This is a genomic window from Micromonospora sp. NPDC049274 (genome assembly GCF_040678875.1).
Classification (GTDB): domain Bacteria; phylum Actinomycetota; class Actinomycetes; order Mycobacteriales; family Micromonosporaceae; genus Micromonospora.
This window is the reverse complement of sequence record NZ_JBFAQS010000023.1, coordinates 85,678-112,080: the sequence shown is the minus strand read 5'-3', so window position 1 is coordinate 112,080 and position 26,403 is coordinate 85,678. Positions and strand designations below refer to the sequence as shown.

The following is a 26,403-nucleotide window of genomic DNA, read 5'->3' as shown; positions in this document are numbered from 1 at the left end:
CGTGGAACCACCACCGCAGCCGAGCCATCCGCGCGCCCCGCATCCGGGCCAGCCCCCAACCCCGGCGTCACCCTGGTCGGCGGATCAAGCAACGCACCGACAGCGGAACTCGCACCAGGAGACACCGTGGTCGCCTCGTCGCCAGACGGGTCGTCCTGCGTGATCTCGACGAGATGCACCGATCCGTCGTCAAATCGTTCGGTGACAGTGAAGCGGGTACCGGCGGGGATGAAAATCTGGATCCAGTCGCCGTGAGTCAGCCCAGTCCTCAGGGTGAAGGTGACGATGGGTGGTGGCCGGCGTCCTCGCAGCGGTCTCACGACGAGCGGGTGACTCAGGGTCAGGACGTCGTTATCGACGCCGAGCGCGGTCATGGCGACATCAGACAGCTTCACGACAGCCTGACCTGTGTAAGTGCTCGTGGGGGTTACGTCCAAGATCCTGCTGACGTACTGCGCGGTAATCTTGGCTAGGTCATGCTCTTCGTGATCGAGATCATGCAGGATCTCGACAAATTGCGTCATGCCGGCGACGCGGAATGCCCGGAGCAGCATCTCTCGGCGGCTCGCCGTGAACACCTCCTCCGAATCCATGTACTCAGCACCGAAGTACGCAGAAGCCATCGCGAATTCCTGCTGGGTCAGGTCGCCCTGGCCCCACCTCGATGCCCGCATGAGATGCCCCGCAACGGCTGGTAGCGGGGTCCGACGGCGCAACCCATACCGGTTGGCGTGGACCGCCGCCCGCTCGATGACCTCAGCTACGGGGTACGAGGGCGATTGCCGCAGGTCCCTGTCGATCTCACTCAGGAACGTTCTGAACAACTGGGCGCCATCGCCGCCGGGGACCAGGTACGCGTCGGCGATGGCCTCAGCCTGCACACGCATCCGCAGATTCGTCAGCCTCGGCGTGCTCATCGGGGGATCCAAGGTGCGCAGGTCACTCTCAGGTGCCACGAACACGGTCTCCCCGAGTTGCTCCGACAGCATCGCGGCGACGTTGCCGAGCCACCACAGTCGGTCCCGGTTGTACACCTCCCCGCGGGTCCCGACCATATAGCGGCCCGATGAGTCGTTCACCTCCCAGCGGCGGCGGTCCTCGCGCCAACGCAGCTCACCACTGATCCGAGCCGCCTGGACAACAACTCGGCCGCTCTCGTCGAAGGCCACAGCGACGGAGGCATGCCCGGTATCCAAAGCAACGGCGAGATCTTCGGCGCTGATACTTTCACCCGCCGAGGAGATGTTTGCAGCCAGCTTCTCCAATTCCCCTTCGTCAAGCCCTTGGCCAAGAAGTTCCGCGCCAAGGTTCAACTGGCCCGACTCGGTGACAGTAAAGGTCCAGGCGAGCTGGCGATTATCGGTGACAAGCCCCGGCGGCAGGTCACCGAGCGGACGCCACAACGCATTGAGCTTGCCGCGCTCCTGGACCCGTATTTCGCTTGGACCCACGATTTCGCCGAACCGCAGGTCGAGTTGTCGACGGAGTTCAGCCGTACTACCGAACGTACCGAGTATGTCACTGGGATCCAATGCGACCGCTCCTGGCGGTACTGACACCGCGGCGGTCAGCGGAAGGAAGATCAGCTCGGCATCAGGTGGCGTCGGCCGCATCAATGTGCCGCGCTGGCCATCGAGGAAGGTGACCCCGACCGAGTCGGCGATGACATTGAAGGCACGGGTTGCGCCACCACGGCCTTCAACCAGAATCAGGCCTCGCGAACCCAGCGGCGATGCCCACAGCGCCCAGGAGACGGCGTCCAGGTGCGGCACCCGGAAGATCGGGTGGACCTGGTCGTCCCGCAGTCCGAGGGCCCGACGCTGATAGTTCAGCAGGTCCGCTCCCGGCTGATCGCTCGCGGGCGGCGCCTCGTGGCCCAACGACCTTTCGAGCGAGACGTCCGTGGCGATCGCAGCCATCAGAGAGTTGGTGTCGAGCGGTTCGCCGCGGTCGCGGTCCGGGTTCACTCCCGGCAACCAGGGGAAGTCGCGCATCACCTCCTCGGCGTCGCGTCCCCGCGGAGGCACTGGCCCTCCGGTACGACCGGATGAATCCGTCACCTTCGCAGCCAGCAGCACGAGCGGTGTCCCAGTGGGCACGAGCACCGTTGCACGTCGAACTCGCGACACGTCGAGGCCGTATGGGAAAGAGATTCTCAGGTACCCGGGAGGGATCGGCCTGGACGTTGTGCGCGCCACCACCGGATGAGCGAGGACGAACTCCCCAGCGCCGTTACCAATTAGTCCCAGCCGCTGCGCCTGCGGGAGGGCGAGTTGAACAGGGCGGGCGTAGCGCGGCACATCGGCCAGGCCGATCACAAACTGAGCGATGTCAGCGAGCGCCTGGGCCCCGGCGCGGAGACTTTCCGACCCGGTGCCGCCCACCAGGTGCCGCAGATAGGCGGCCATATCGGTGCCCAGAAAGGCTTGGGTGAGGAGCCACTCCTCCGCCGCGGCCGGCGACTCTCGGCCGGGGCCCCACCCGGGCGGCTGCGCTTCCGATCCGTGGGCCTGCTGGGCGGCCCTAACAGTGTTGAGATACATCCGCGCAACATGACGCTTTCTCAGCTGGTTCACTTCGTTCGGGCCCGGCAGATCTTGGTAAACAACCCTGCCACCCACCTCGGGCCCGCGTCGCCACAGGGCCGTTCCGGGATGAATGAGCATCTTGCCGGGCCGAAGTTCTTTGATGTCGACGGCATGGTCGGTGTCGATGACCACATGCACGTACTGCGGGGGGACCTCCATCGGCTCAACCGAGGCCAATAGCGGAAATGGCAGGAACAGACCGGGATCCGCCCCACCGAGCCGACGAAGTTGTTCGCGGGGCAGCACCACGTGGACCCTCGCCCGATAGGCGGTGGTGGCCTCGGCGCCGAAAACTTCCTGCACCAACTCCGCGAGAGCGACAAGAGCATCATGTCGGGGGTTGTTCCCGTCGGCCCACACGCCGACCAGTTCCGACATCTCTATGCTCAAGTAGGCATCGGCCAGCGCGATGCGGTACTCCTGCTCAGGATCGGGCACCTCGCCGGGACCCCGCAGACGCTCGACCCGCTCGGTCAACTGCTCCTGCGGAAAGTAACTTGCCGCCAGCGCGAACGGCTCGGGTGCGCGCTCCGGGTAACGGGCGAGGATGTCGTCGCGCCGCCGCACCAGGGTACGTGCGACGGAGAAGTCGAGGCCCACTTCGGCGATGGTGCGGTAGATCTCGTCGTCGGTGATGTCTCGGAGGCGGCGGGCGGAACGCCGGACATGATCGTCGGTGACGCCACGGAAGACGGTGCCGTTCCGGCTGTGCTCTGGATCTCGCAGGGTGTCCAGTTCGTCGACCCGCTCGCCCAGCCGCTTGGGTAGGCCGTGGCGGTCGAAGAGCAGCGCGGCAGCAAACCCTGTACGCCAGGGCACACCCTTGGCGGTGACCACCCGGTCGTACCCGGAACCAACGACGTCGTCGTTGCCCAGCCAGGCATCCACGGCGATGCCGTCGCCCAGCACGGCCAGATAGCCGGCGTCGCCGAGTCGATCTTCTAGATCGCGCTTAGCCGATGGTACAAGTCCAGTCGCTTGCAGTGGGCCTGCCGGCAACTCGGGGGCGTTGATCGCCATCCGCACTAGGGGCACGTTCACTTTAGCGAGCTGGTAGAACCTTGCGACCACGACCGCATTCTGGGCTTGCAGCGGTGACGCGACCGCCTCCACATACCAATCTCGCCCTTTTGAGTCGACGAAATAGCCGGCACTTTCGGCCACGTCGCCAAATCGCAGTGCTCCGGTGAGGTCGCGAGAACGGCCGAGCTTGGGAAGTTTATCGTTGAGTCGGAGCCGACTCCAGGTGTCGATCAACTGTTGTTCGAGTCGTTGCCGGCCGGCCACGCGTTCGTAGTGATACCGCAGCGTAGCGGGTTCGGTGAACATCGTGTCGAGTTCGGCGATCTTGTCGGCGTACGTCCCGCGGTAGACGAACAGCCCGTCACGCTCGATCAGATCGCCGGCCGCGTCCGTGGCGAAGTGCTCATCGAACGTGACCTCACCGGTTCGGATTTCCCCATCCCGCGGATACGGCTCGTATCGACCGTGCCGAGTATACGACGAGAAGTCCGCCTGAAAATACTGATGGACGCGGTAATAGGTTTGCCGGACGGCGAAGACGTCCGCGTCGCGCAACGGGCCGGGCGCGGTCGTGTCGCCCAACGCCAGCCGCACCACGAACGAGAACGCCTCGTCCGCGCCATGCTTTCCGGTCAGGTAGAAACCAAACGGATCGGAATCGACCAGTCCCAGGACGAACCGCAGCTGCCGCTGCTCATCGCGGTGCCCGGACCCGCGCACCAGCAGATCCCGATACCGTCGGATCAGCTGCACCGCCAGCCGGTGCTCCGGCACCGCGTCGTGCGTGTGCTGATCCTCGCCGTACTGCCGCCTCGAGTTGACTTTGTCCATGTCGTGGAACAGGATCCCCAGCGCCACAACAGCGGTCTCGCCGCTCCCGCGGTCGGCGTAAGTCAGCCGTCGATACTGACCCAGCACCATCTGCACGTGCGCGTCATAGGTGTAGTCTTCATCCAATGCCGCGATTTCGTCGAATCGCCGGTCGAGTTCAGGTACCTCCTGGCGCAGCAGGTCCACCATCTGAACCACCGCGCGCGGGTCGTCACCGGCCCACAACTCGACAAGTCGCGTGCGTAGCGTCGCCAATTCCTGGGCCCGCTGCGCCGCTGTCGCTCTCAACTCGACGAAATTCTGCGCCTGGTGCTTGTCGGTGACGCTGAGATCGACACTCAACTGACGGTGGTTCTCCGCCAACGCGAGAGCGATCGCCGCCTGATCAGCCCAGGGCACCACCACCCGCTCCATGAAAGTGTCAGTGGCGGCGACGTCAGCAGGCTCCACCCCATGGGCGGCAAGAAATTCCTCCCACATCTCCCGGCGGGCGGCGAACGGCAGCAGCTCGTCCTCTGGCGCCAGCGGATAGGCGCGGCGCTCAACGTAGGGCTCGCGCGCCTGCCACCACGTCACCACCATATTACGTAGCAACGCACCCTTACGCGCCAGGCTGGACTCATCAATTGAGCCCTCCTGCAATTCATGAATGGACGGCCACGGATCGAAATCGGGACGCAGCCGCTCAACCGGCACATACAACCGGCTACGCAACTCATCCAACCCCCGAACCTCACCCGCCCAATCCGCCATCGGCCCCCGCACCGGCAATGTCTCCGGATGATCGGTAAACGTCACCAACGAGCCGCGCAACACCGACGGCGCCACCATATTCCGAACCACGTCAGCCGGCACCGAGAACACATTCGGCTCCAACTCCCCCCGAATGCCGAACACCCGTTGCCCCGCCAACGCCGGATCGACCAGCGCCGACGCGGTTCGACTCACCTCGACGTAGTCGGGCACGGCCATCAGGAACGAGCGCACCAACGGCGTAGCGTGATGCCCCTGCGGAAGATTCAACTCGGCCCGGAACCGCACCATCGATGCCGCGATCTTCAAAGCCGCCAACGGCCGACCACCGATCAACGTCAACGCCCCGTCCACCGGCAACGCCAACACCACCCGACCACCCGGCCCCGGCTCCTGCTGCACATCCGCAGCATCAGCCACCGCCACCTCCGCATCGCGGCCACCGCTGAGATCCTGCCGCTGCGACGCGACGACATACACCCGCACGAACTGCCGCCCACCACGCCGCTCCACCTCAAACGGCGCCCGTGCCACCACCCCCGACAACGAGGCCGCGCCGTCCCACGGACCCGTATACCCGGGCCTCGTGGATACCGGATAACCAACCCCGTCAATCAACGAACCCGAAAGCACGACCTCTGCCGACGACGGCCGGCCACCCCCCTGCCGAGACATGACGGGCCTGGCCGAGACACGATCCGGCTTCTGGAAAAGCGGATTCCGCCACTCAGGTACCCATTCTTTGCCGGCGCGCCGCCAAGCCCGCACAACATGCTCGATCCGGATACCGCCCGGAAAAACAACCTCCGCTTGCATAGGGAAGTGCGAACGCCGCATCGTCGCCGGGATATCCACGCCACCCGGTGGCCTGACTTCGTACAGGTATCCCTTCTGGAAAGCCACCACACTGCTGTCGGTTGACGGCTTTACCCGCGAGGTGGAGACGAAGCCCTGCGCGCCCTGGAAGAACTCTTGGTAGGCGTGCAGATCCGACGGCAGCGTCGGGTCACGTGGCGCGAACCCGCTCCGCACGATCTCTGACCAGTGTCGGGTGTCCACGCGATACAACGGCTCATCATCGACCCGCCAAATCAAGACGTCACGTCCGTCAGAGTGTTCGCTCCGCTGCAGCCTCAGCAGATCCGTTTCCGATACCTTGACTCCGGGAACGGCCGCGGCGAACGGGGCGCGCGGCCAATTTGGTGAGACGCGCCGACGGTACGGGAAGAGGACCGAATCTTCATAGAAGAAGTTTGAATGTTCCAGATATGGTTCGGTCCGGCGCCGGGAACGGGTCGAAAGCAGATCCTTTTCGTTTTCTTGCAGAACGTCGATGGCCCGTCGCAGCCGCTCGACGAAGTCCTGGCGGAAACTCTCCGGGTCGGCGCCCTCCAACGTCTCCGCGTGTCGGCGCGTAAGCCATTGGTAGGTCTGGATCAGGCCTGCCGCCACAGCCGGCAGACCACCTGGACCACCCGCCTCATCCAGCAACAAGCCGGCGCCGCCGAGGCTCGGGTTGATGACCAGGAACACGTCGCGCAAGCGGTGGATCGCCGACTCCATCACGGCAGACGTCACGACCTCGGCGGTCGCCTTGTTCAGCGTTTCCGAGATCGCCTCGAGATTTTGGGTGAAGGAGGCTTCCGCATCCGAGGCGGAGTCGGTGCTCTGCTCGGACGAGCCGTCCGGCATGTTCTCGTGATCGCGGGGCGAATCCGCGTCGAACTCGCTCTGGGTGGTTTCCTCCGAGGAAGAAGTGTCCTCAGTTTCGGAATCGGGTGACGGGTTGTCGCCCCTGAGAACGCGTGCGCCCGGCATCATCCGCGTCGGTGAATCGACGAGGGCATCAGAGTTTCGGGCTCCCTCGATTGAGCCCGGCTGCTCTCGCCCGTCGACTGTTGGGTCGCCACCGTGCTGTGCGAGGACGCCCTGCGCGGTCACCGGCATCGACAGCGGCCCCTGCAGAGCCAGAGGCAGAGCCTCCCAAGTCCCCCGCTTGGGCAGCGAGAACAGGGTCAGATGGCGGGCGGCGCCCTGTTTCTGAGCAGCGCCTTCTCCTTCGGCAACCTGCGTCTCGACGAGGACCAACCCGCCGGTGTCCAACCGGTGCACGAGGACGATGTGCGTCGGGATCCCCGGCTTCCTGCTCAAAACGGCCGTGTAGGCGCCACGGCGTAGCTCAGCCAATGACGTAATGCTCTGGGCAGCGAACGACCCACCGAACGACCGAGCCACCGCATCGGCGTCGGTCACGCCGGAGCCGTCATCCCGGACGCCCACCGGAATCGACAACGCCCGCATCACCTTCCGCACACGCGACACGCAGTCCGGCGTCCGCCCATCCCAAGCCGGCAGACCCACTAGCGCGGCAATGAGCTTCGGGTCAGGCGAGAGACGCGCCTCCTCCCCATTCGACTTCTTCACGGCCTGGTCGACGGCAACGGACAACTGCCCTGGCGGCTCAGACACATCGACGCTGTCGGGGATCGGTTCCGGTGCGACAAAAAGGTTGTCGGTGGCCGGACGCTCACCATCGGTCATCGATGCCAGCTCTACGGGTCGGCCAGCGGGTCCTGGCTGGTTCGCGGCGGGCCCAGACAAGGGCGGAGCTGACGGTCGAGGGCCGAGCTGCGGCGTCGTGTCGAGAATCGCTTGTTCTGTCCCGGTGAGGGCTCGCGAATCGACTCGTGTCGGCGTGGGGTTCAGGTCACCGCCGCTGCCGCGCACACCGGACAACGAACTTCTGGGCGCAGCGCCACCATCGAGGGCTCCGCTGCCCTCCACATCGACCTGCCCCCGACCCGCCCTCTGTGGCCCGACATCTGTAGCCTGCGCCGACTCCGGTGACACACCCACAGAATCTGACGGCCCCACGGCAACAGCGGAACCCTCGACCGACGCCGGCCCAGAAACCGGGGGCGCTCCGGAAGCCGGGACTGGAGCGGACGCCGGGGGCGCCGGGACAGGATCGGGAGCTGGAGGCGGGGAGACGGGAGCAGGAGTCAGGGGGGTGGGGACGGCCGGGGCGGGGCCGAGGATGACGGCTCGGGTGGGGTTGGTCTGGTCGAGGCTCGGTGTTGTTGATGTGTGGGGGTGGGTGAAGGCGCTGAGTTCGTGTCCGGCGGGTAGTGAGGTGTGGGCGCTGGGCAGTCGGATCGCGGCGGGTGGGATGTCCAGCGGGACCGACAGTCCGCCGTGGTGCGCCACGACTGCGGCACGTACGGCGTCGACCGGTACCGGCCCATCGAGGGTCGGCGGCTGCTGGGGAATGAGGGTGCGCCAGTTCGTGACGCTCGCCCCGGGCACCTGCGCGGCAAGGTCCTGTGGGATCGTCGGGCTTGTCGTGTCGATCCACACCTGCACGTGCCAGCCGTTGCCGGTGGCGTGCGTGACCCACTGCTGCACCTGCGCCACCGTGTCCTGACTCCACGCACCGGTGTCGGCGGGCACCAGATGCACGACCTGCGGCACCGCGCCCGGCGTCGACACCGAAGCACCCACCACCCACCCACCGCCACCCAAACCGGCGCCGGCGCCCGCTGTCTGGGCATTGCCCACGACCGGGGTAGCCCACTGACCGGGAGCCGCCGACGGCGACGGTGACCCCACCGCCCAGCTGCCCACGGTCGGCGGTGACTGCCCGCCCGCCGCGACAAGAGCTGCCCGACCCGCGGCGTCGCCAACTCCCGACGGATCGGCCCCCGACAGGCCGACGCCGGACGGATCGGCCGTCGTCGGGTCGACGCCCGCGCGCGTACCCGTCGCATACCCCGGGTTGGCCGCATGCTGCGGGCCGTTCGCATGCTCCGGGTTCGCAGCGGACTCCGGGTACGGCGAGTAACCCGCGCCGTACGCGTGCCCCGGGTTCGCAGCGTCCTCCCGGACAGGCGAGTAGTCCGGGGGTGAGTAGGCCGGGGGGGCGCCCGCGTCGTCGCGGATGCTCGCGTCGTCGTCGGTCTCGGGTGGTGTGGGTGGTGGTGTCGTGGGCACCACGCTGGTGTCGATGTCACTCGGTGGGATTGCGGCGCGGCCCGCCCACGACGGTGGGTGATGTGCCCGTAGCCATTCACCCGCCCGGGTGCCGGAACTACCCGCCAAACCCGACAGGGCTCCCGACGCGCCGGTCATCAACGGGCTCTGCACCGAGAACCCCTGCCCCTGAATACCGTTCGCGGCGCCCTCGGTCAACACCTCCGTGAACGCCTCGACCTGCATCTCACCCAGCGTCCGAGCGTTCTTCTCCCCCACGCTGTGCGTGAACGCCTCACCCACCGTCTTGAGCTGCGTGTGCGCGAACCGCTTCGCCACCGCCGAGCCCGCCGAGTGCACACCCAACCCGACCACACCACCCAACGACCCGATCCACGCCGACGTCGCCAAACTCTTACCGTTGAGCCCCCGCCGGTCTCCATCGGCGACCTGCACCGCCTGCACGAACAGGTCCATCAACACCTGCATGCCCACACCCACGGCCTGCATCGTGGCCACCGCGACCACCAACTCCGCCAACCACTTCGCGATCGTCAACTTCCCCGTCAACAGACGCACCAGCATCTCGCTGAGCACCTCAGGAAAAAACCACGCGATCGCCAACGCCGTCGCCAACTCGATCATCAACTCGACAATCGTCGCGACGATAATCAGCTTCGTGTACTCCACCTGCAACGCCGCATCATCAAAACCCTGCGACACCCGATGCACATACTTCGACGCCAACGGCAGATAACCCGGATCCTCCACATACCGCCGAGCATGATCCACAAAAGCCCGCTGCGTGTTCCCCTGCACACCACCAGCGATCCCCGCCAACACCGTCGCCAACTGCGGAGAAACATCACCCAGACTCGCACCCACCTCCGCCAACCGCGCGGCCAACAGACGCAACGCATCCTCACTCAAACCCGGGAACTGCTCACCGGTCAAGAAAAGGAAGAAACTCGCCACATCATCGGAAACCTCGATGGCCACGCTGCCACGCTCCCACTGCAATAACGAACCCGCACGCCACTCCGAAGAGGCGAGAACGTACGAACGTCAGGGATGACTTCTGTTGCGCCCGGCCATCATTTGGGCATCCGCTTCCGCTCGCGCGAAAAATTCGGCGGCACTCTGTACCCCCTCATGGGTCGGGTTCGTGAGCCCCGCCGTGAGGATTGCGAGATTCGCGGTAGCGGTACTGACCGTGCCCACCAGCTCCATGATCTGCTTGTCCGCCTCGCAACGGGGATGCGCCTGGTCCAGGAACTCCTCAACCGCCGACTTGGCGTCCTTCGACGCGTCGGTCAGCAACGCCATCACCGGCCGCAGACCGTCCGGATTGAACCGCGCGTCAACACCGATGATGGTCACGGAGCCCCTCTCCTGAGCCTAAGAGCCTTGCCGCACACTCGTTTGACGCGCCTACCGCGCCCCTCGCCATCGCCACCGACACCGCAGCCGCCCCTGGGGTGCGAGCATCACCGCGGCGCAGACTGGCGGTGAGACGATCAACAGGCACGACACCACGGACGGCCACGTCGGCGGGAACGCCACGGGACGATGCAGAACGCCCCGCAGCAACAGTCATGCCTGTCACAACGGATCCGGAAACAAAAAGTTCAGTGGTTGTTTCAAGATGTTTCCGGAAGCTGGCACTGCCCAAGATCAGCAGACGACGGTGAGATGCTCTGCCCCCGTGGAGCGCGTCGAGTTGCAGCCGAGGGCTCGCAGCAGCGTCCAGCACTCGGCCGCATCCACCGCGCCACGAGGGCACCCGACCGGCGACGGGCCCAAGCGGACGTCGTGCCGCCTGCCTGGCTCACCGTCACGGGTCGAGGCTGCACATCGACGAGCGGTGTGCAGCTCTCATCGAAGTGACGCCACCGCCACAGAACGTGGAGGTAGGCCGAGGTACGGGATCCTCTGGTGACCCACTCCCGCTATTTCGCAGGTAGCGCCACGGCCAGGAAGATGCGCGCCATGGCAGAGGCGAGATCCTTCGGGTCCTGGGCGGATTCGGCTTGACCACCGGTGGCTGCCGCCACCGAGCGCAATGTTTCCATATCTGCGCTCGCGCCGACACCGATGGAGAAGACCGGCACCTGCGGCTTGCTCTGCTTCAGTTGCGCGATCAAGGTTTTCTTGTCGATGGCATACGTGGAGTCGTCATTTCGGCCGTCGGTCAGGACGACGAGGATGGTTCGGCGATCCGGCCTTGCCTTCGGTCGCATGTAGTTGGTGGCGTCGAGCAACGCCTTGTACAGCGGGGTTCCACTCTTCGCGGCCGGCGTGTATGTCGCAATCTTTCGCGCGAAAAGCGCACGACGCGTCTCGCCGCCGACGGCAGCCGTGAGGGGTCCTACCGGGACCGCAGCCTCCGTGGGTGGGCTTCCGGGAGTCGGCATGCCGAAGAACCACAGGCCCAGGTCGGTGTCATCGGTGAACGTTTGCGCAGCCACGGCACCGAATGACCGGAGGAGGGATGCCTTCGTCTCGGTCCGGCCCCGCCCCACATCGACCGGAGCCGCCATCGAGCCGGAGCGGTCGATGATCACGAGGACTTGAAACAGTTCCGGCTGATAGCGGGCCCACTCGGTCACTGCTTGCCGCAGGTCAAGGTCCGGCAGGTTGATAGCTGTCGGCTCCGCGATCCTCACCGGCAGACCCGGCGGAACGGACCGAAGCGATGACGGCCCCCCATAACCATTGGGACGGAAGCCGGCGGCGAGAAGAGCGTTGCTGGTCTCAACCGAGCGAAGCTCGCCAATGAACCTGGTCAGCAGCCGACGTTGCGCCACCGTGGCGGAAGATTGTGCCGCTACGGCCACCGGGTAGTTGGCCTCGACTGTGATGCCGGTGGGATAGAGGCCCTGCACCTCGGCACGTCCGACGTCGTGTTGGTATCGCCAGAGCTGCTGCTCAAGGACGGGGAACACACCGAGATCGGCCAGCGCTTGCGAACCCGAGGGCAGGGCCGCAACTCTGCTCAGCAACGTGTCGGCAGATGTGCTTGCGTCGTACAGTCTGCCCCTCAGCGCGAGGGCCTTGAGCTGCGCCACACCGGCGTCGGTCCCGGCGGTGGCAACTGCGGCCTGTACCGCCAGGAATGACAGCAGGCCGACGGTGTCCTGACTCGGGTCGGGCATGCTGACCTTGACCGGTTTTCCCGTGACATTGGCCAGCAGCGTCTCCCAGGAGAACCCGGAGTGGGCCCAGGGGGTGGCTTCCACCTTGCCGGGCACGCCCAGGATCACCGGTGAGTGCGCCAGGGATTCGTCGTGGATCGGGTACGTGCGTCGATCTGGGTCGGCACCGTCCAACCAGCGGCTCGAAGACGGTATCCAGACCTGGAGGCCCTGAGGCAGGCCCTTCTGCGCGGTGACGGCGGACTCCTCCACCACCAGCTGGACCCGGTCGCACGCTGAGCCGCCGGTGTTGACGTCCTCGATCGCGGCAGCAACGACTGGCGCGATGTCTGGCGCTACGACAACCCGCAAGAACTCCGGCTTCGCTGTGCACGACAGACCGTGAGGAAGGACGCCAATGATCCCCGCGTGGTTCGCCGACACGGCAGCGGTGACGCCGACCAACACGACAGCGAGAAGGGCCGCCAATTTGCCCCGACGACGGCTACGACGCCTGTGACTTCGCGGTTCCGCGTTTTCCCCGGCTCGGTTCGCGTGGTCATTCTGCTGTCGTCCGTCCCCCGCCTCGCTGCCGCCTGGCGGCATCCTGTCTGCCGAGGCGGACTGGGGTGACACTTGGACAACCTGTTCTCGATCGAACGGTCCGCGGCTGTTCAGGTCCCTGGGGAGACGACCTCCTTCATTACTTACGGTAGCCATTCACGTCCTCACAGTTCACAGTGGTGCCTGTTTGGCCACCACTCGCGTGCCGAAGTGTTCGAGCAGGCTTGGCTTCGGGGGACCAAGGGGTTCGACCTGCTGCGACTCAACGGCCGGCGACGCCGCGAGGTTCAGACAGCCTTGAGCCGGGCCCCGGTGTTCGCTGCGCCGACAGAGGGGCATCCCGTCTGAACCAACACCGTCCGCAACGCGTTGAACTGGTCGCCCCCGACCCCTCGACAGGGCGCCGGGGTACGAACGTCCGAGGACGGCCACGCCGGCCGTGGGCGTCCCAGCTGCGCCCAGAGAGGAAACCATTGCCGGACGGGAGAAGGGACGCAATGGCCGCCGAGGCTGTCGGCTCGGGCCCAGGTGTGCCACTACAACTGTTACCCACGAGATTGCTCGTCTGCGGTCTCTGCGGGACTTCGATGGTGCTGTTCTGGTCGCAGACGAAAGCGCTCTACAGCTGTCGGGAATCCTGCCGCTCGTCTCACCTCGTCGCCGTCGCGACCACCCTCACCGTCGTACAGGCAATCCGAGCTCGAGCGCCGAAGCTCCTGCCGACGCGGCACGTGGCCACCGCGGCGCTGTTGCTGCCCGAGGTGGTCGCGTCGATCCGCATCGGGCTGAACATGTCGGACCTGTGGGTGCAGTGGCGCCAGCATCCGGCCATCCGCAGACAGCCGGGGGTCGAAGTCTCTTCGCAAGTGCGGCATGCTCGGGAGCTGGTGGCCAGTGGCAGCCTCGGGAAGGCTCTCCACGTGCTCGGAAACGCGCTCGCCACGGTAGACCCCGATTCCGTCCAGATTCGTCCGAGCGAAGCGGAAGGAGCCGTCCTGCTCGCCGAACTCGCGGTGCGGTGCGGCCGTCCCCGTGCCGCGACACGCTGGGCGGAGTTCGGTCTACGGGCATGCCAGTCGATGCACGGCATCCACTCCGCACCAACGTTGGCAGCCCTTCGCGTACTCGCTTCCAGCTATCGGTACGCCGGCCAGTACCACCTCGCCTGCCCGCTCTATCGCGAGCTCGCGGACACGTCCGTCGCAGTGCATGGCGATCAGGCTCTCAGTACGCTTGCCGCCAGGGCGAGTCACGCGTTGATGCTCTACGAGACCGGCCACTGCATTGCGGCCCGCCGGCAACTCAGCGCGACAATTTCGGCCCACCGTGACGCTTATCCGCTGCATAGCGACAGCGTCCGGATGACCGAATACCTCAACGTGATGCGGCAGCGCTGTGAGGCGTCACAGCACGTGCATCGCAAGCACGAACGCGATGCGGACCTTGCCAGCTCCTCGGGATCCTGAACGGGACCAGGTCCGCGGTCCGGGTTGCGCGGTCCTTGGCCAACTGCGGAAGGGCGGGCCCTGCTCACCCAGGCCGCCGTCATACGCCCGTCGCCAGGCTGACCACCGTCACACTGATCGAGGACGCGTCTGCCCATCGTCCGCGTCTCTCAGCGGACGCGTCGCGCCCTGACGGCCGGCACCGTTTTCGTCGACTCGAGTGCACCAGATGCCGAGCCGAGCGGGTGACGACGGGTCTCTCGCTAGCGTCGATCGGGGACGTAAGCTGCGGCCGTGCTGCAGGGACTGGACGAGGTCAGCTGGAATGAGTTGAGCCACGCGTACGGGGAGGCTCTCGACACGCCGAACCTGTTACGGCAGGCGGCCTCGCCGGACGAAGAAGCTGCTCAGGAGGCAGTCTCGGAGCTGAACGGCAGCATCTTCCACCAGGGCACCGTCTACCTCGCGACAGTGGCGGCCGTACCTTTCCTGGCCGAGCTGGCGCTGGCCGCGCCTCACGGCCGGGCCGACCTTGCCTGGATGCTCGGACAACTGGCCGACCCACAGCATGCGTACGGCGACGACTTCCCCGATGTGCGTGCAGCAGTCGTCGGGCAACTGCCGGCGCTCCTGGCGCTGCTTGAGGACGGCGATCAGGAGGTACGCGAGGCTGCGGCTTACGCGGCGGCTCAGGCCCGGACAATCCCCGAACCGCTCTGGCAGACATGGTGGGTGGAGACCAGTGAGCCGGTTCAGGCGTCACTCGCTCTGGCGCTGGGTCTCATCGATCCGGCCGCCGCCGAGCCGGTGCTGGCCGACCTGGTCCTACGTGCAGCGCCGCTGGTACGGGTGGCCGCAGCGGTGGCGCTGCTCCGGGCCGGGTTACCGTGGCCGGACGGTGCGATCGCCGCGGTGGTCGCAGCGATCGACGATGGCGCTTCGGTTACCTACTGCTGGGCGCACGGCGGTGACTGGTCCGACGAGCTGATGGTGGCGCCGCCGGCGCCGATCGCGCGGGATCTGCTCAACCGCCTCTTGCGGGCCCGCAAGCCGAAGACCCGGGAGCTTGGACTGTGGGCAGCATCGGCACGGTGCGACGCCAGCCGTTCGGCACCGCCGCAGATCGCTCCGTTGGTCGCTACTGCGTTGCACGACCCGGATTCCGGTGTGCGGAATCATGCTCTCGACACGCTCAGCCGGGCGGGAAAGGCTGCAGGGCGGTTCGCGGACCTGTTGGCGAGTGTCGCCGCCGGCTTCGCGCGGGAGGCCGGGGCGCCCGGGTTCACCGCCGAGTACCGAGCGGTCAGTGCCCTCGCCCGGCTCGGTGATCCTCGCTGGATCGAACCGGTGTGTGCGGCGGCAGCCGCAGGGCACCCTGCGCAGCGGTTGCTCGACGGCGCCCGCTTCGAGCCTGCGGTGCTGGCTGCGGTCCGCCAGCGCCTAGCCGACGAACCGGCCCGTGCCGATGTGCTGGCCGGGGTGCTCGGCACGTGGCGCGCCGCGGAGGCGGTGCCGGAGCTGCTTGCCGCCCTGCCGTACGAGGGGCCGCAGGTGGCGTGGGCGCTCCTGGAGATCGGACACGATGACGTCGCCGCTGTGCCGCACCTACTCGCACGGGCGACACAGACCGACGATCAGGTGGCAGCCCTGGCCATTCGACGAATCTCCGGCGACGTGCAGCCGCTCCTCGACATCCTCGACGCTGCCCTGTCCGGAAAGCGGCGTCTGCGGCCCGGCCCGCAGACGTTTGTCGACGAGTTGGGCGACGAGCTGCGCCCGGTACTGCCCGCAGCTCGCGGTCAGCTCACCGGCACGGCGGCCAGGACGCACCCGCAGCGGGAGGCACAGATCCTCGCCGCTCGGATGGTCGCCACCATCGACGGTGTGCAGCCCATCCTGACAACCGTGCGCGCGGTGCTCGCCGGTGGGCACACCCCGGCTCGCGCCGCCGCGGAGCTCGTTGCAGACCTGGCCCCTGCCCACCGCGACGCTCTGACCGATCTCGATCCGCTGCTGCGCAACCGGCTGGGCGATCGGTGGAGCCGAGTGGCGGCGTCGCGTGCCCTTGCTCGGCTTGGCGTGCCGTCCGTGGACCTGACCGAGCCGCTGGTCCACGGCGTCACCGACTACGCCGGCCGGTACGGCCTGGCAACGATCCTGGAGCTACAGGCGGTCGAGACGATCCCCGGTCTTGAGGAACTCGCCGCACGTGACAGCCGCCTCGGTGCCACCAGCTTCGCCGACGACATCGTCTGGGCCGACGAACTGCTGACCGACCGCATCTGTGCGGCCGTCGCCGCCCTGCGCCGCCTGGTCACGAACCCTCATGGTTCCGTCCATGGTGTGGCGTGACAGACCAACGCCACGGTGCGATGCCGACAAGATCAACAGCAGGTTGAGGCGCAGGATCCAACCGATCATGGCTCCTTCCACAGCAGCGTCGCGAAGTTGGCTGCGATGAAGCCGATGACCAGGCGCGGCGGTACTGGCGGGCACTGCGCTGGGCATGCCAAGAACGTCGACGGTGTTCCGCAGGCCCTGCGCGACCGGCTGCGCACCCTGTCGCTGCCACCAAGCGGTGCCGCAGCTCATGGCGATCAAGAACGTTGGAGCAGACACCGGCGGCCGGCTGCTGGTCGCGGCCGGCGACAACCCCGAGCGGCTGCACCACGAATCAGCGTTCGCGCACCTGTGTGGCGTCGCGCCGATTCCGTTCTTCTCGGGCATGACCAACCAACACCGGCTCAACCGCGGCGGTAACCTGCACGCCAACCGCGCCCTCTACGTCCTGGCGTTGGGCCGGCTCAGCTACGACGAACGCACCGCGGATACGTGGTCCGGCGCACCGCCGAAGGCAGGACCAAACGGGAGATCATCCGCTGCAGCAAGCGCTACCGCGCTAGCGAGATCTTCGGGGTCCTGACGGCCGCCGGGCAGACCCCTGTGCGTTCAGCCGGAGCGTCGGATCTTGCGCATGAGCATCGCCCAGACTCCGTACCCGGACCCGACACTCCCGGTGATGGCGCCTGCGGCGGAGCCCATGAACAGGGCGTTCGCGCAGTCCGGGCAGACCTCCCGGCCAGTGATGGTCGTCTCGAACGGCTCGCGGACACTGCGACCGCAGTCAGGGCACTCCCTGCCTGAAAGACCCATCATCACCTCGCGGTATCCGCCACGCGAACTGCTAAGCGACGTGCAAAGAGCGCGCCATGTCGCCAACGTAGCAACTGGAAGCACGGACGATCGCCTGGATTGTCACTGCTTCGCCGAACTCCTGCACTGAGCGCTTGGCCTTAGGAGCATCGCCAACGGGTGCGGCCGGCTCTTTGGCGGAGATCGGTGCCTCCAGCGGTCCCACCGCCCGAGGGGGTCGAGAACCTGAGCGGATCGATGTCCTGTGTCAGCAACCCTCCGGGCATGTCCGCCCCGGCCATGTGCTCGCCGGGCCGAGACAACCAGCCCAGCGCCGGGGTCACCCGGATCTCGGTCATTCACGTACCGTGGTCCTACCTCGCCGTGACGGGCGCATCACGGAAGGCGTTGACCGAGCAGGAAGCCGGGGCGAATGCAGCAGGGCGACGGACATGAACGCCACAAACTGGCGAGTCTGGACTTCCTGGGCGACGACTCCGCCCTGCGGGAGCAGGCCGATCGTGCGCTGCACGAAGCGGGACGAGAACTGCGAGCCGGGCAGTGCTCCGGGACGGACCACACGGGCTCCGTCCGCGTGATGGTCGACGCCCGGCGAGAGGTCTCAGCTGTCGCGGTCGCTCGCGACTGGCGCAGCCGGCTCGGCCCCAGCGAGTTCGCCGGTGCGCTCTTCGAGGCGTACGTCGCCGGCGTGCAGGCTGCCCTCGAATTGGCGGCGCTTCTCCGTCTGCAGGCGGAGGAGAGGGAGAGTGGTCCTGCAAGGCTGCAAAAGAGACCGCCGGACAGGGGCTCCGAGCGCGACGTCGACGAGCACGCCTGGCTGCGCGACACCTGGCGGACGCTGCACGACCTGGACGTGAAGTTGGAGGCTGCAGCTCGCCTGGGCAGATTGGACGACGAGTCGAGCATGTCGAGCCCCAACGGCTGTCTGACGTTGCGCGTCCGCAGAGGCGGCATCACCGGCATCGCCGGAGATGTCAGGCGGATCGCACGGGTGGATGCGGGTCAGCTGCAATTCGAAGCCCGTTCCCTCTTCCGCGCGTTCGAGCTGGCCAGCGCCGGACGGACTGGATCGTGAGGTAGTGAGATGATTGCCCTCAATGTCATCACCGACTCGCTGCGCGATGAGGGAGGCAAGTGGCTGACGTTGTCGGACCGGGTCGCCGCCATCAAGGTCGCTACGGAGCAGCTACATCTCGACCCCTCGGCCTTCTTCATCGGTGAGGCGAACGTCCTCATCCACTCGCTGGCGTACAACGACTTCCACGCCTTCATGGTCGCCGTCCTGGATGGCGCGGTGACCGAATTCGAGCAGGTCGGCACGGCCCTACGGCGCATCGCCGACGAGTACGACCGAGCCGACGAGGTCGTCTCACTGGACCTCAACAAGATCTACAAAGCCTAGCGACTCGTCGGGCGGCGTTCGGAGAAAGGGGGAGCACCCCGTGCCAGGTACGACTGATCTCGAGTACGGCGAACCGTTCAACAAGGCGTTCGACTACATCCGCTCCGGCATCGACACGGCGATCGCCAATTTCAACGAGATCGTCGAGAAGGTGCGGGAGTGGAAGTGGCTCCTCGGGCCGGCGGCACTCTTGTGGATCAAGCAGAGTCTGGAAACCACCCAAGCGGCACTGAACGCCGTCCTCGACCGCGTCGAGCAGTCCTTGGAGCGTCAACTGCCGGTGCTCTCGCTGATCGAGGTCAGCTTCCGCTGGGTCAACGACGTGAAGACACCGATCTCCGAGCTTTCGTCGGCCACCACCGATCCGGTCAACGAGAACCTGCCCAAGTGGACCGGTGACGCGGCGAGTGCCTACAACACCAAGGCCCTCAAGCAGAAGGCCGCGGTCGACGAGGCCGTCGTCAAGTCGGAGTTCATCAGCCAGTGGCTGTTCACGATCGCCAAGGCGAACGTCGACTATGCCGTCGAACTCGCAAAGATCGTGACGGGGCTGGTCGGCAAACTCGTGCAGGCAGCGAGTGAAGGCGGAACTGTGATCGACCTACCGTGGGCCATCTCCACCCTCGCCGAGTCGGTCGGTGAGTTGGTGACGGCCGGCCTGGACACTCTGCTCACGATCGGCCAACGCTTCGCCGACGCGCTGGGCAACATCCGGGACATCGCCACGCAGGTCGGCGACCACTCGAAGCTACCTGGTGGGCGGTGGCCGGAGGCCGTCCGAGGGTGACCGACGGGCGCATCACACAGTGGGTACGACCGCCTGGGTCGCCTTGAGGAACGTCAGCGCCTTCGACGCGAGCGTTTCCGTGGCGGCGTACGAAACACCGCCGACGGCCAACCAGACCTTCACCACCAGGTTGCCCGTGCGGGCGTGGACCATGTACTCGGCGTACTTGAAGCCGGGCTCGGAGCGCCTGGTGAAGGCTTCGGCCTCGTCGCCCACACCGGTGACGGCGCCGGCCGGAGTCATGACCGTCACCTGCGCCTTAGCTCGGTAGAGCAGCCGAGCCTCCTGCTCGCTGGCAGGCGTGGAAGCCTCCACCCGCAGGGTCGCCTCATGCCCGTCCTTCGTCCGCATCTCGAACAGACACGCCGCACCCGGCTGCCCGAGAGGTGGCTTCGGATCGGTACGGGCCACCGTCAGGGACAACTCCGCCAACGGCCGAAGATCAGTACGCTTGCACAGCTCCAGGTCCTGAGCGCGGTAGAGGGGGCCGGCCGAGGCGGTGGGCGCGGTGGAGGCAACGCTGCTCGTGGCCGGCCCGGCGATCGGCGCACCCGCAGGAGCCGAGGCACCGTCACAGGCGGCAGTGGCGAACACCGCAACAAGCGCCACGACAAGGCGAACGACACCGGCGGACGCGGACACGCCTCGAACATACCGGCTGCTGAGCTCGCCGACTGCCCGAGCGACGAGCCACTATGGTGCCGGATATGACCGCCGCAGAGACCCCGGAGCACATCACCCGGACCCGCATGGTCACCGCCCGGGCGATCCTGCAGGGCCAAGCCGATCTTCGGACGTACCCCCATCGTCTGCTGGCGGTGGTCTCCCATCACGGCCTCGGCGGCGACAAGGTCAGCGAGGCGGTTGCTGCCGCCGAGGTCCTGGGCCAGTTCGGCTGGGACCTCGTCAACATCTCGGAATTCGCCTCCAACAAGATCGTCTACGCCTTCCTGCGGAGACGGTGACGATGACTCTCAGCGCCTGTTGACCTGACCTCACCAACCTGCGTCAGCCGACCCGCTTCGTCACCGATGGAGTAGGCCTCCAGGCAGCACAGATATCCGCACCATCGACGAGTAGCACAATGCCGGCGTAGAACTCGTCGTCGCTGATGTCAGCCGACACTCGTGCACTGGATGACAGCGTGGCCGGCGCTGCGGCGTAGCCCACAGCAAAGTGGACGGTCACGCAGCCGCACCCGCACCCAGACCGACCCTGGACTGTGGCGAACGGCATCTGCGCGCAGGTGCCGGTGGGGCGGGATCTCTGAAGCGGTATCGCAGGCAGGCCCTCATCCGACATGTGCAGGCACCGCCGGGGGTCCTCTGCTGGACGGGAGAACTGCCCTACAGTCGACGGCACGCTCGACGGGAGGAGCCTCATGGACGAGAACGAAACGGTGTTCCGTACGTCCGCCCGTCTCATCTTCGTGTTCATGCTGCTGATGGGCTTGCTGGCTTGGGTTGTCGTCCAAGCTGTGCTTGCACTCCTCGCCGGACGGCCGCCTGCCGACTTGACGAGCATCGCCGCTTCGGGCGTCCTCTACGCCGTCGTTTTCAGCGCTCTCTCGATCGTGCTGCACCGCAAGAACTGGCCATCGGTCGAAGTCACCGACCGGGCACTCGGGCTCGTCGAGAAGGGACGCACCGCGATCCTCCCATGGCAGGCGATCCAGTCGGCGACGGTCCGCCGGCCTGGCCCGTTCGCCGTCCTCCAGGTCACTATGCTCCCAGGAGTGGTCGTGCCGTCGGGCACGACGCTTCGTCCACGGATCCAAGCCGGTCAGCCTGTCTACACGGTCAACGTCGGACTACTTCGGCCCGCGACGGGCGTCCTGCGTACCGAACTTGCTGACCACCTGCCACAGGTCGCCCACGACGCCTGATTTTCGCCGCGAAGTCACCCGGACGACCACCGCCAACACCGGCTCAGGGCCGCCGCGCGACCCATCGTCCGTCCCCGCTGCCAGGCGCCGAACAAGACACAGCGCAGGTCTTTCCTCTGCTCGGCCGGAATGGATCTTGCCGTTCAACGGTATGCAGCGGCCCAGTTTCGCCGGTTGGTCCGCCTGGCTGCCGAACATACTGAGGACGTCAAACGGTGACCAGGGATGCTGGGATCCGCCGCGGCGTGGATCAGCCGCCCGGGCAGCCCGCCATCATGGCCTGGACGTCTGCCTGGCTGGAAGCGCGCCCGAGAGCCCGTGCGTCGTCGATCAGCCCCGGCCAGCGGTCCACCAGGTTCCCGTTCCACTGGGCCGCGCCGATCCTGGTCATGCCGACGGCGTCCCAGGTGGCGCTGACTGCCGTCGCCGTCGACGGCACGCCGTTGACGTAGAGCCGCATCTCGTGTGCGGTCGCGTCGTAGACGCCGGCCAGGTGGGTCCAGACTCCCGACCGGGCCGGACTGGTCGAGAACGCGACGACGTCATCGGGGTTCGCCGAGTCGGCGGTGGGCAGGATGAACCACCACTTGTTGAGCTTCACGTTGTAACCGAGGTAGAAGCTGCTGGCGAGCAAGCCGTCCTGACTCATGGCGGCGAAGTCACCGCCGAGGCGGTCGAGGCGGACCCAGGCCGCCACGGTGAAGCTCTGGTCGGTGCGCAGGACCGGACCGGGCGCGGTGGCCCCACCGGTGTGCCCGTCCAACTGAAGCGCGTTGGCGCAGCGCCCGGTGGTCCAGCTCGCACCGCCAACCAGAGCGAGTGGGAAACCGTTGCCGGAGTCGTCTGAGGCGTTGACGCCGGTGCCGGCATTCAGCGACCACCAGGCGCCGGGCCCCAGAATGGTCACGTCCAACAGGTCCCGAATCTCCTCGGGAGCCGAGGTCCGGTCGATGATGTGGACCTCGTCGACCGCGCCCGGCAACCAGTTGACAGGTCCGCCGGCGGCCATGGCGCGGCCGAGGACGGCCGGTCCGGTGGCGGTCCAGGAGTTGGTGTGTGCGACGGTGCCGACGAGTTCGCCGTTGACGTACAGCTTGATCTCGCGTTTGAGGCCGTCGTAGGTGGCTGCCAGGTGGGTCCAGGTTCCCGCCACCGGCGACTGGACCGACCGGACGACTGTGCTGCCGCCGGGCCGGGTCGGGCCGTCCTCCTTGCTCATGGCGAATTCCCACCGTTGCGACGTGGCGTCATAGCCCAGGCTGAACCCGCTGGCGGTCTCGCCGTCCTGGCTGACGGCGGTGGCTGGGCGATCCAGCCGGTCGAGCTTGACCCAGGCCGCGATCGTGAAGCCACTGTTGGTCCGGGCGACCGGCCCGGCGGTCCAGGCGGCCGCGCCGGCGGTACCGGGGAACGCCAGGGCGCTGCCCCGTTTCCCGGCCTTGCTGCTCACGCCGGATGCGACGAAGAGAGTATGCCCGTTGCCGGTGGCGTCCCTGCGGGTGGCGCCAACGGCGATGTCGTCCAGATCCCAGGTGGCCCGTGGCCCGTACGAGACGTCGCTGGCCATCCACTCCCGAATCTGGTCGGCGCCGGCGGCGACGCCGACGGCGTGCACCTCGTCGAGGGCGCCGGGCCAGTACACGTCCCGACCGCCGAGTCGACCCCGGCCCAGGACGAAGGATCCACGGGCGTCCCACGTGGCCTCGTGGCCGGCCGTGGCGGCCAGTCGGCCGTTGATGTAGAGGGACAGTTGGCGCCGGTCGTGGTCGTACACTCCGGCGAGGTGGAGCCACACGCCGAGTTGCGGGGGCGCGCGGTACGCGGCGACGTCGGACGGGACCGTGTCAGCCGTGCTGTCGGCGCGTTTCCTGCCGAAGACCCAACCCACGCCGGCCCGGTAGCCGAGGACGAATCCGCTGTCGGCCTGACCGTCCTGGCTGACCGCCACGGCGGTGGCGTCCCGGTCCAGGCGCACCCAGGCGGCGACGCTGAAGCTGGCGTCGGTGTGCACGACCGGGTTCGCCGTGTATGCCTGCGCGGCGGCGCCGTCGAGGGTCAGCGCGTCGGTGCCCTGCCTCCGGGTGGTCCAGCCGGTGGCGCCGATCCGGGCGAGGGTGTGCTGGCCGCTGGTCGCGTCGACGTCGGTGCCGTCCAGCGGCCACCAGGCGGTCGGACCCCAGCGGCCGAAGGCGCCAGTGATCTCGGCGACCCGGCGACTGGAGGCGGCGTACGGATAGGCGTGCACCTCATCAAGGAGGCCCTGCCAACGCGACGGCGTGAATCCGTACCAGTTGCGGTAGCCGACGGCGAACGGACCGGCGGCGTCCCAGGTGCTGCGGTGGGGCGCCCGCCCCGCGAGCCGTCCGTCGACGTAGATTCGCAGTTCACCGGCCTCGTGGTCGTAGACGCCGGCGAGGTGGGTCCAGACCGCGACCTGTGCCAACGTGTCGGACAGCGCGATGTCCTCGGTGCCGGCCTCGGTGTCGCTGGTGCGCATGACGAAGGCCCACCGGTTGGTCACGTCGTACCGCAGTTCCATGCCGGCGAAATTCACCCCGGACTGGCTGACCGCGACCCGCCAGTCGCCGGAGGCGTCGAGCCGCACCCAGGCGGTGACGGTGAAGCTCCTGTTGGTGTGCACGACCGGGCCCGGGGTCTCTCCGCCGGTGCCGTCGGCGCCGTCCAGCCCGATGGCGTCGCCGCCGGACTGGCCCTCCCGCCAGGAGTAGCCGCCGCGCAGGGTGACGGGGTTGGCGGTACGGGTGTCGGCCAGGACGCCGCTGTCGGTGCGGTCGACCGGCCAGCCCGCCGCCTCGGCGGGCAGGCCGGTAGCGAGCAGCGAGTAGTCGGTGGACTGGCTCCGGTTGCCGGCCCGGTCCACTCCGTAGACCCGCAGGGTGTCCAGGGTCTTGATCGGGGTGACGGTGATCGTCGCCTGACCGTCGACGGCGGGCACGGTGGTGGCCGAACTGTCCTTGAGGTGGTAGGCGAGGGCGACGACGTCCGGCATGGCCCGGGCGTCGAGGCGGAACTGTGCGGGCTGGTCGACCTTGAACGTCGTGGGGCAGGCCCCGACGCATACCCGGGTCACGGCTGGCTTACCGGTCGGTGAGGTGGTGTCCACGACGAACCCGCACCACGGGCTGGCCGGACCGATGTCCACCACCCCTTCGAACTCGTTGTTGTAGGCCGACGCCCGCCATTCGTAGACGCGATCCTGTTCGAGGGCGGTCGGCACGGGTACGGCCACCTCCTGTCCCGAGGCGTGGGCGTCGGAGTCGGTGGAGAAGATCGAGGACGAGCCGGCCTCGCGCCACTCGAACCGGGTGAAGATCGCCTGACCGTCGTCGGCGTCGAAGAGCCGGACCCGGAACTCCGGACGGGCGGTGTCCACGAAGACCGGGGTCGTGGCCGAGCATCCGGCGACGCGCGCGGTGCTGACCTGGGTGGGCGCCGCGGGCAGACTGTTGTACCAGACGTCGACGAACGGGTCGTTGTCGAACACCTTGCCGCCGTTCCCACCGCCCGACTCGTCCGACGCGACGGCGAGGGTCACCTGTGGCAGGTGTCCGGCAGCCGCCTCGGTGATCAACGGTTGGAGATCGAACTCAACCGTCTCCAGCGTCTCGCAGTCCGAGGTAGGTGTGGTGACGGAACCGAGGTTGCGTAGCAACGCCGGCTTGGCGTCCCAGCTCCCGGTCGCCGCGATTGATGCGCTGGTCCACAGGAACACCGGCTCCGGGTTGCACGAGTAGCGCCACTTCTCCTTGAGTGTGAAGATCGCCTTCTTGATCTGCTTGTCGGCCAGGTAGCCGGTGTCCAGTTGGAAGTACGACCGGAACCGGTCCGTCGTCGAGTCCTCCGGATCACGTCCGACCCGGGCGTCGTAGGCGGAGTCCCACCAGCCGTAGTACGAGAGGTCCTGCTCCACCATGAGCCAGTGCTGCCGGTCGGCCGACTGCGGCGGGTCGAGATACACCGGGAAGGTGGTCCGTGGGTCGGTCAGCAGGCGCCGGTCGGGCACGACTGTGAGCGAGTCCCGCTCGACGCGCAGACCCATCCGGGCCCGCCGGTCACCGGGCGCCGGCTCCCGCTCGCGGGACACCACCGGTTCGGCCCGCCCAGACACCCCGGTCGTGGCGGCTCGCCGCCGGGCACCGGAAGAGTCCCACATCCAGGCGGTTCCGAAGGTGACCGCGGGCGTACCGTCGGCGGCCACCGCCACGGCCGTGCCGGCCGGATCGGTGCGCACGGTGAGGCCGGCGGTCCGCAATCCGAACCGGATCCGCGCCAACTCCGGTCGCCGGGCCGCCTCCGCCGTACGGACCACGAGTACCTCGGAGAAGCCGACGTCGGTGGCGTGCATCAGCAGGTCCACCCCGGGGATGACGTCCGGGTAGCGCGCGGTGCCGGCAGTGAGCACCGGACGGGGCAACGGCTGGGACCAGCTCAGCGCCAACTCCGCCCCGGCGGCGGTGCGCAGCACGGCGAGGTCGCCGGTTCCCCCGCCGGACAGGGTCAGGTCGACGGTGGTGGCCCGGGGCGAGATCCGCCCGTCGGGCCGCCGGTGCAGGGTGGTGTCGATCGGCACCCACCCCGCCCCGGAACGGGCGCGCACCGGGCGGGCGTGGATGCGGGCCGAGTAGGTGCCGTCGGGGTGGGCGAAGACCTCCCGGTTCGCCGAGCCCGACGCCGCGTCCTCGGTGGGCCGCCCGGTCTGCCGGGCCCGGGCCATGGCCGAGCCGTCCTGCCCGGCCCCGGGCGGCTTCGGTGGCCGGAACTGCGTCGTGGTCGAACCCGACGGGACGACCAGCAGCGCCGCCCCCACCAGGGCCGCAGCCGCGGCGTACGCCAGTCGTCCCATCGTGT

At 67.5% G+C, this 26,403-nt stretch carries 12 protein-coding genes and 1 pseudogene; 8 read left to right on the top strand and 5 right to left on the bottom strand.

Annotated features, from left to right (window positions below):
• From AB0K10_RS30300 to AB0K10_RS30290, 3 genes and pseudogenes are all read right to left on the bottom strand, one after another.
• Positions 1–10,163, bottom strand: a pseudogene (locus tag AB0K10_RS30300) (hypothetical protein); the annotation flags it as partial.
• Between the two features lie 66 nt (positions 10,164–10,229).
• Positions 10,230–10,544 carry a hypothetical protein gene (locus tag AB0K10_RS30295; protein WP_363689176.1) on the bottom strand — a complete coding sequence of 105 codons (315 nt, stop codon included), beginning with the start codon at positions 10,542–10,544 and terminating at the stop codon, positions 10,230–10,232.
• Between the two features lie 569 nt (positions 10,545–11,113).
• Positions 11,114–12,766 carry a VWA domain-containing protein gene (locus tag AB0K10_RS30290; protein ID WP_363689174.1) on the bottom strand — a complete coding sequence of 551 codons (1,653 nt, stop codon included), beginning with the start codon at positions 12,764–12,766 and terminating at the stop codon, positions 11,114–11,116.
• Positions 12,767–13,449: 683 nt separating this feature from the next.
• Between AB0K10_RS30290 and AB0K10_RS30285 the strand changes: the two genes are divergently transcribed.
• From AB0K10_RS30285 to AB0K10_RS30260, 6 genes are all read left to right on the top strand, one after another.
• A complete protein-coding gene (locus AB0K10_RS30285; protein ID WP_363689172.1) occupies positions 13,450–14,328 on the top strand; it encodes a tetratricopeptide repeat protein in 879 nt (292 codons plus the stop codon).
• Positions 14,329–14,601: 273 nt separating this feature from the next.
• Entirely contained in the window at positions 14,602–16,659 is a 2,058-nt protein-coding gene (locus AB0K10_RS30280) for a hypothetical protein (RefSeq protein ID WP_363689170.1), read from the top strand.
• A 238-nt stretch (positions 16,660–16,897) separates the two neighbouring features.
• Positions 16,898–17,230, top strand: a complete 333-nt coding sequence (locus AB0K10_RS30275; protein WP_363689168.1) for a transposase — start codon at positions 16,898–16,900, stop codon at positions 17,228–17,230.
• A gap of 642 nt (positions 17,231–17,872) precedes the next feature.
• Positions 17,873–18,535, top strand: coding sequence for a hypothetical protein (locus AB0K10_RS30270; protein ID WP_363689166.1), 663 nt, complete (start codon positions 17,873–17,875; stop codon positions 18,533–18,535).
• Between the two features lie 9 nt (positions 18,536–18,544).
• Complete coding sequence (locus AB0K10_RS30265) at positions 18,545–18,862, top strand: hypothetical protein (protein WP_363689164.1); 318 nt, start codon at positions 18,545–18,547, stop codon at positions 18,860–18,862.
• A 40-nt stretch (positions 18,863–18,902) separates the two neighbouring features.
• The gene (locus AB0K10_RS30260) at positions 18,903–19,649 is read left to right on the top strand and encodes a hypothetical protein (RefSeq protein WP_363689162.1); all 747 of its coding nucleotides are present in this window, start codon (positions 18,903–18,905) and stop codon (positions 19,647–19,649) included.
• A 12-nt stretch (positions 19,650–19,661) separates the two neighbouring features.
• Here the strand turns inward: AB0K10_RS30260 and AB0K10_RS30255 are convergent, their stop codons facing one another.
• Positions 19,662–20,291, bottom strand: coding sequence for a hypothetical protein (locus tag AB0K10_RS30255; protein WP_363689160.1), 630 nt, complete (start codon positions 20,289–20,291; stop codon positions 19,662–19,664).
• 65 nt (positions 20,292–20,356) lie between these two features.
• Here AB0K10_RS30255 and AB0K10_RS30250 point away from each other — a divergent pair, with 65 nt between their 5' ends.
• Together AB0K10_RS30250 and AB0K10_RS30245 are read left to right on the top strand one after the other, a co-directional pair.
• The gene (locus tag AB0K10_RS30250) at positions 20,357–20,614 is read left to right on the top strand and encodes a transcriptional regulator (RefSeq protein ID WP_363689158.1); all 258 of its coding nucleotides are present in this window, start codon (positions 20,357–20,359) and stop codon (positions 20,612–20,614) included.
• Between the two features lie 416 nt (positions 20,615–21,030).
• Positions 21,031–21,534 carry a hypothetical protein gene (locus AB0K10_RS30245; protein ID WP_363689156.1) on the top strand — a complete coding sequence of 168 codons (504 nt, stop codon included), beginning with the start codon at positions 21,031–21,033 and terminating at the stop codon, positions 21,532–21,534.
• A gap of 250 nt (positions 21,535–21,784) precedes the next feature.
• Here AB0K10_RS30245 and AB0K10_RS30240 read toward each other — a convergent pair whose 3' ends face one another.
• Positions 21,785–26,398: a LamG domain-containing protein gene (locus AB0K10_RS30240; protein WP_363689154.1), complete on the bottom strand. Its 4,614-nt coding sequence runs from the start codon at positions 26,396–26,398 to the stop codon at positions 21,785–21,787.
• Between the last annotated feature and the right edge of the window lie 5 nt (positions 26,399–26,403).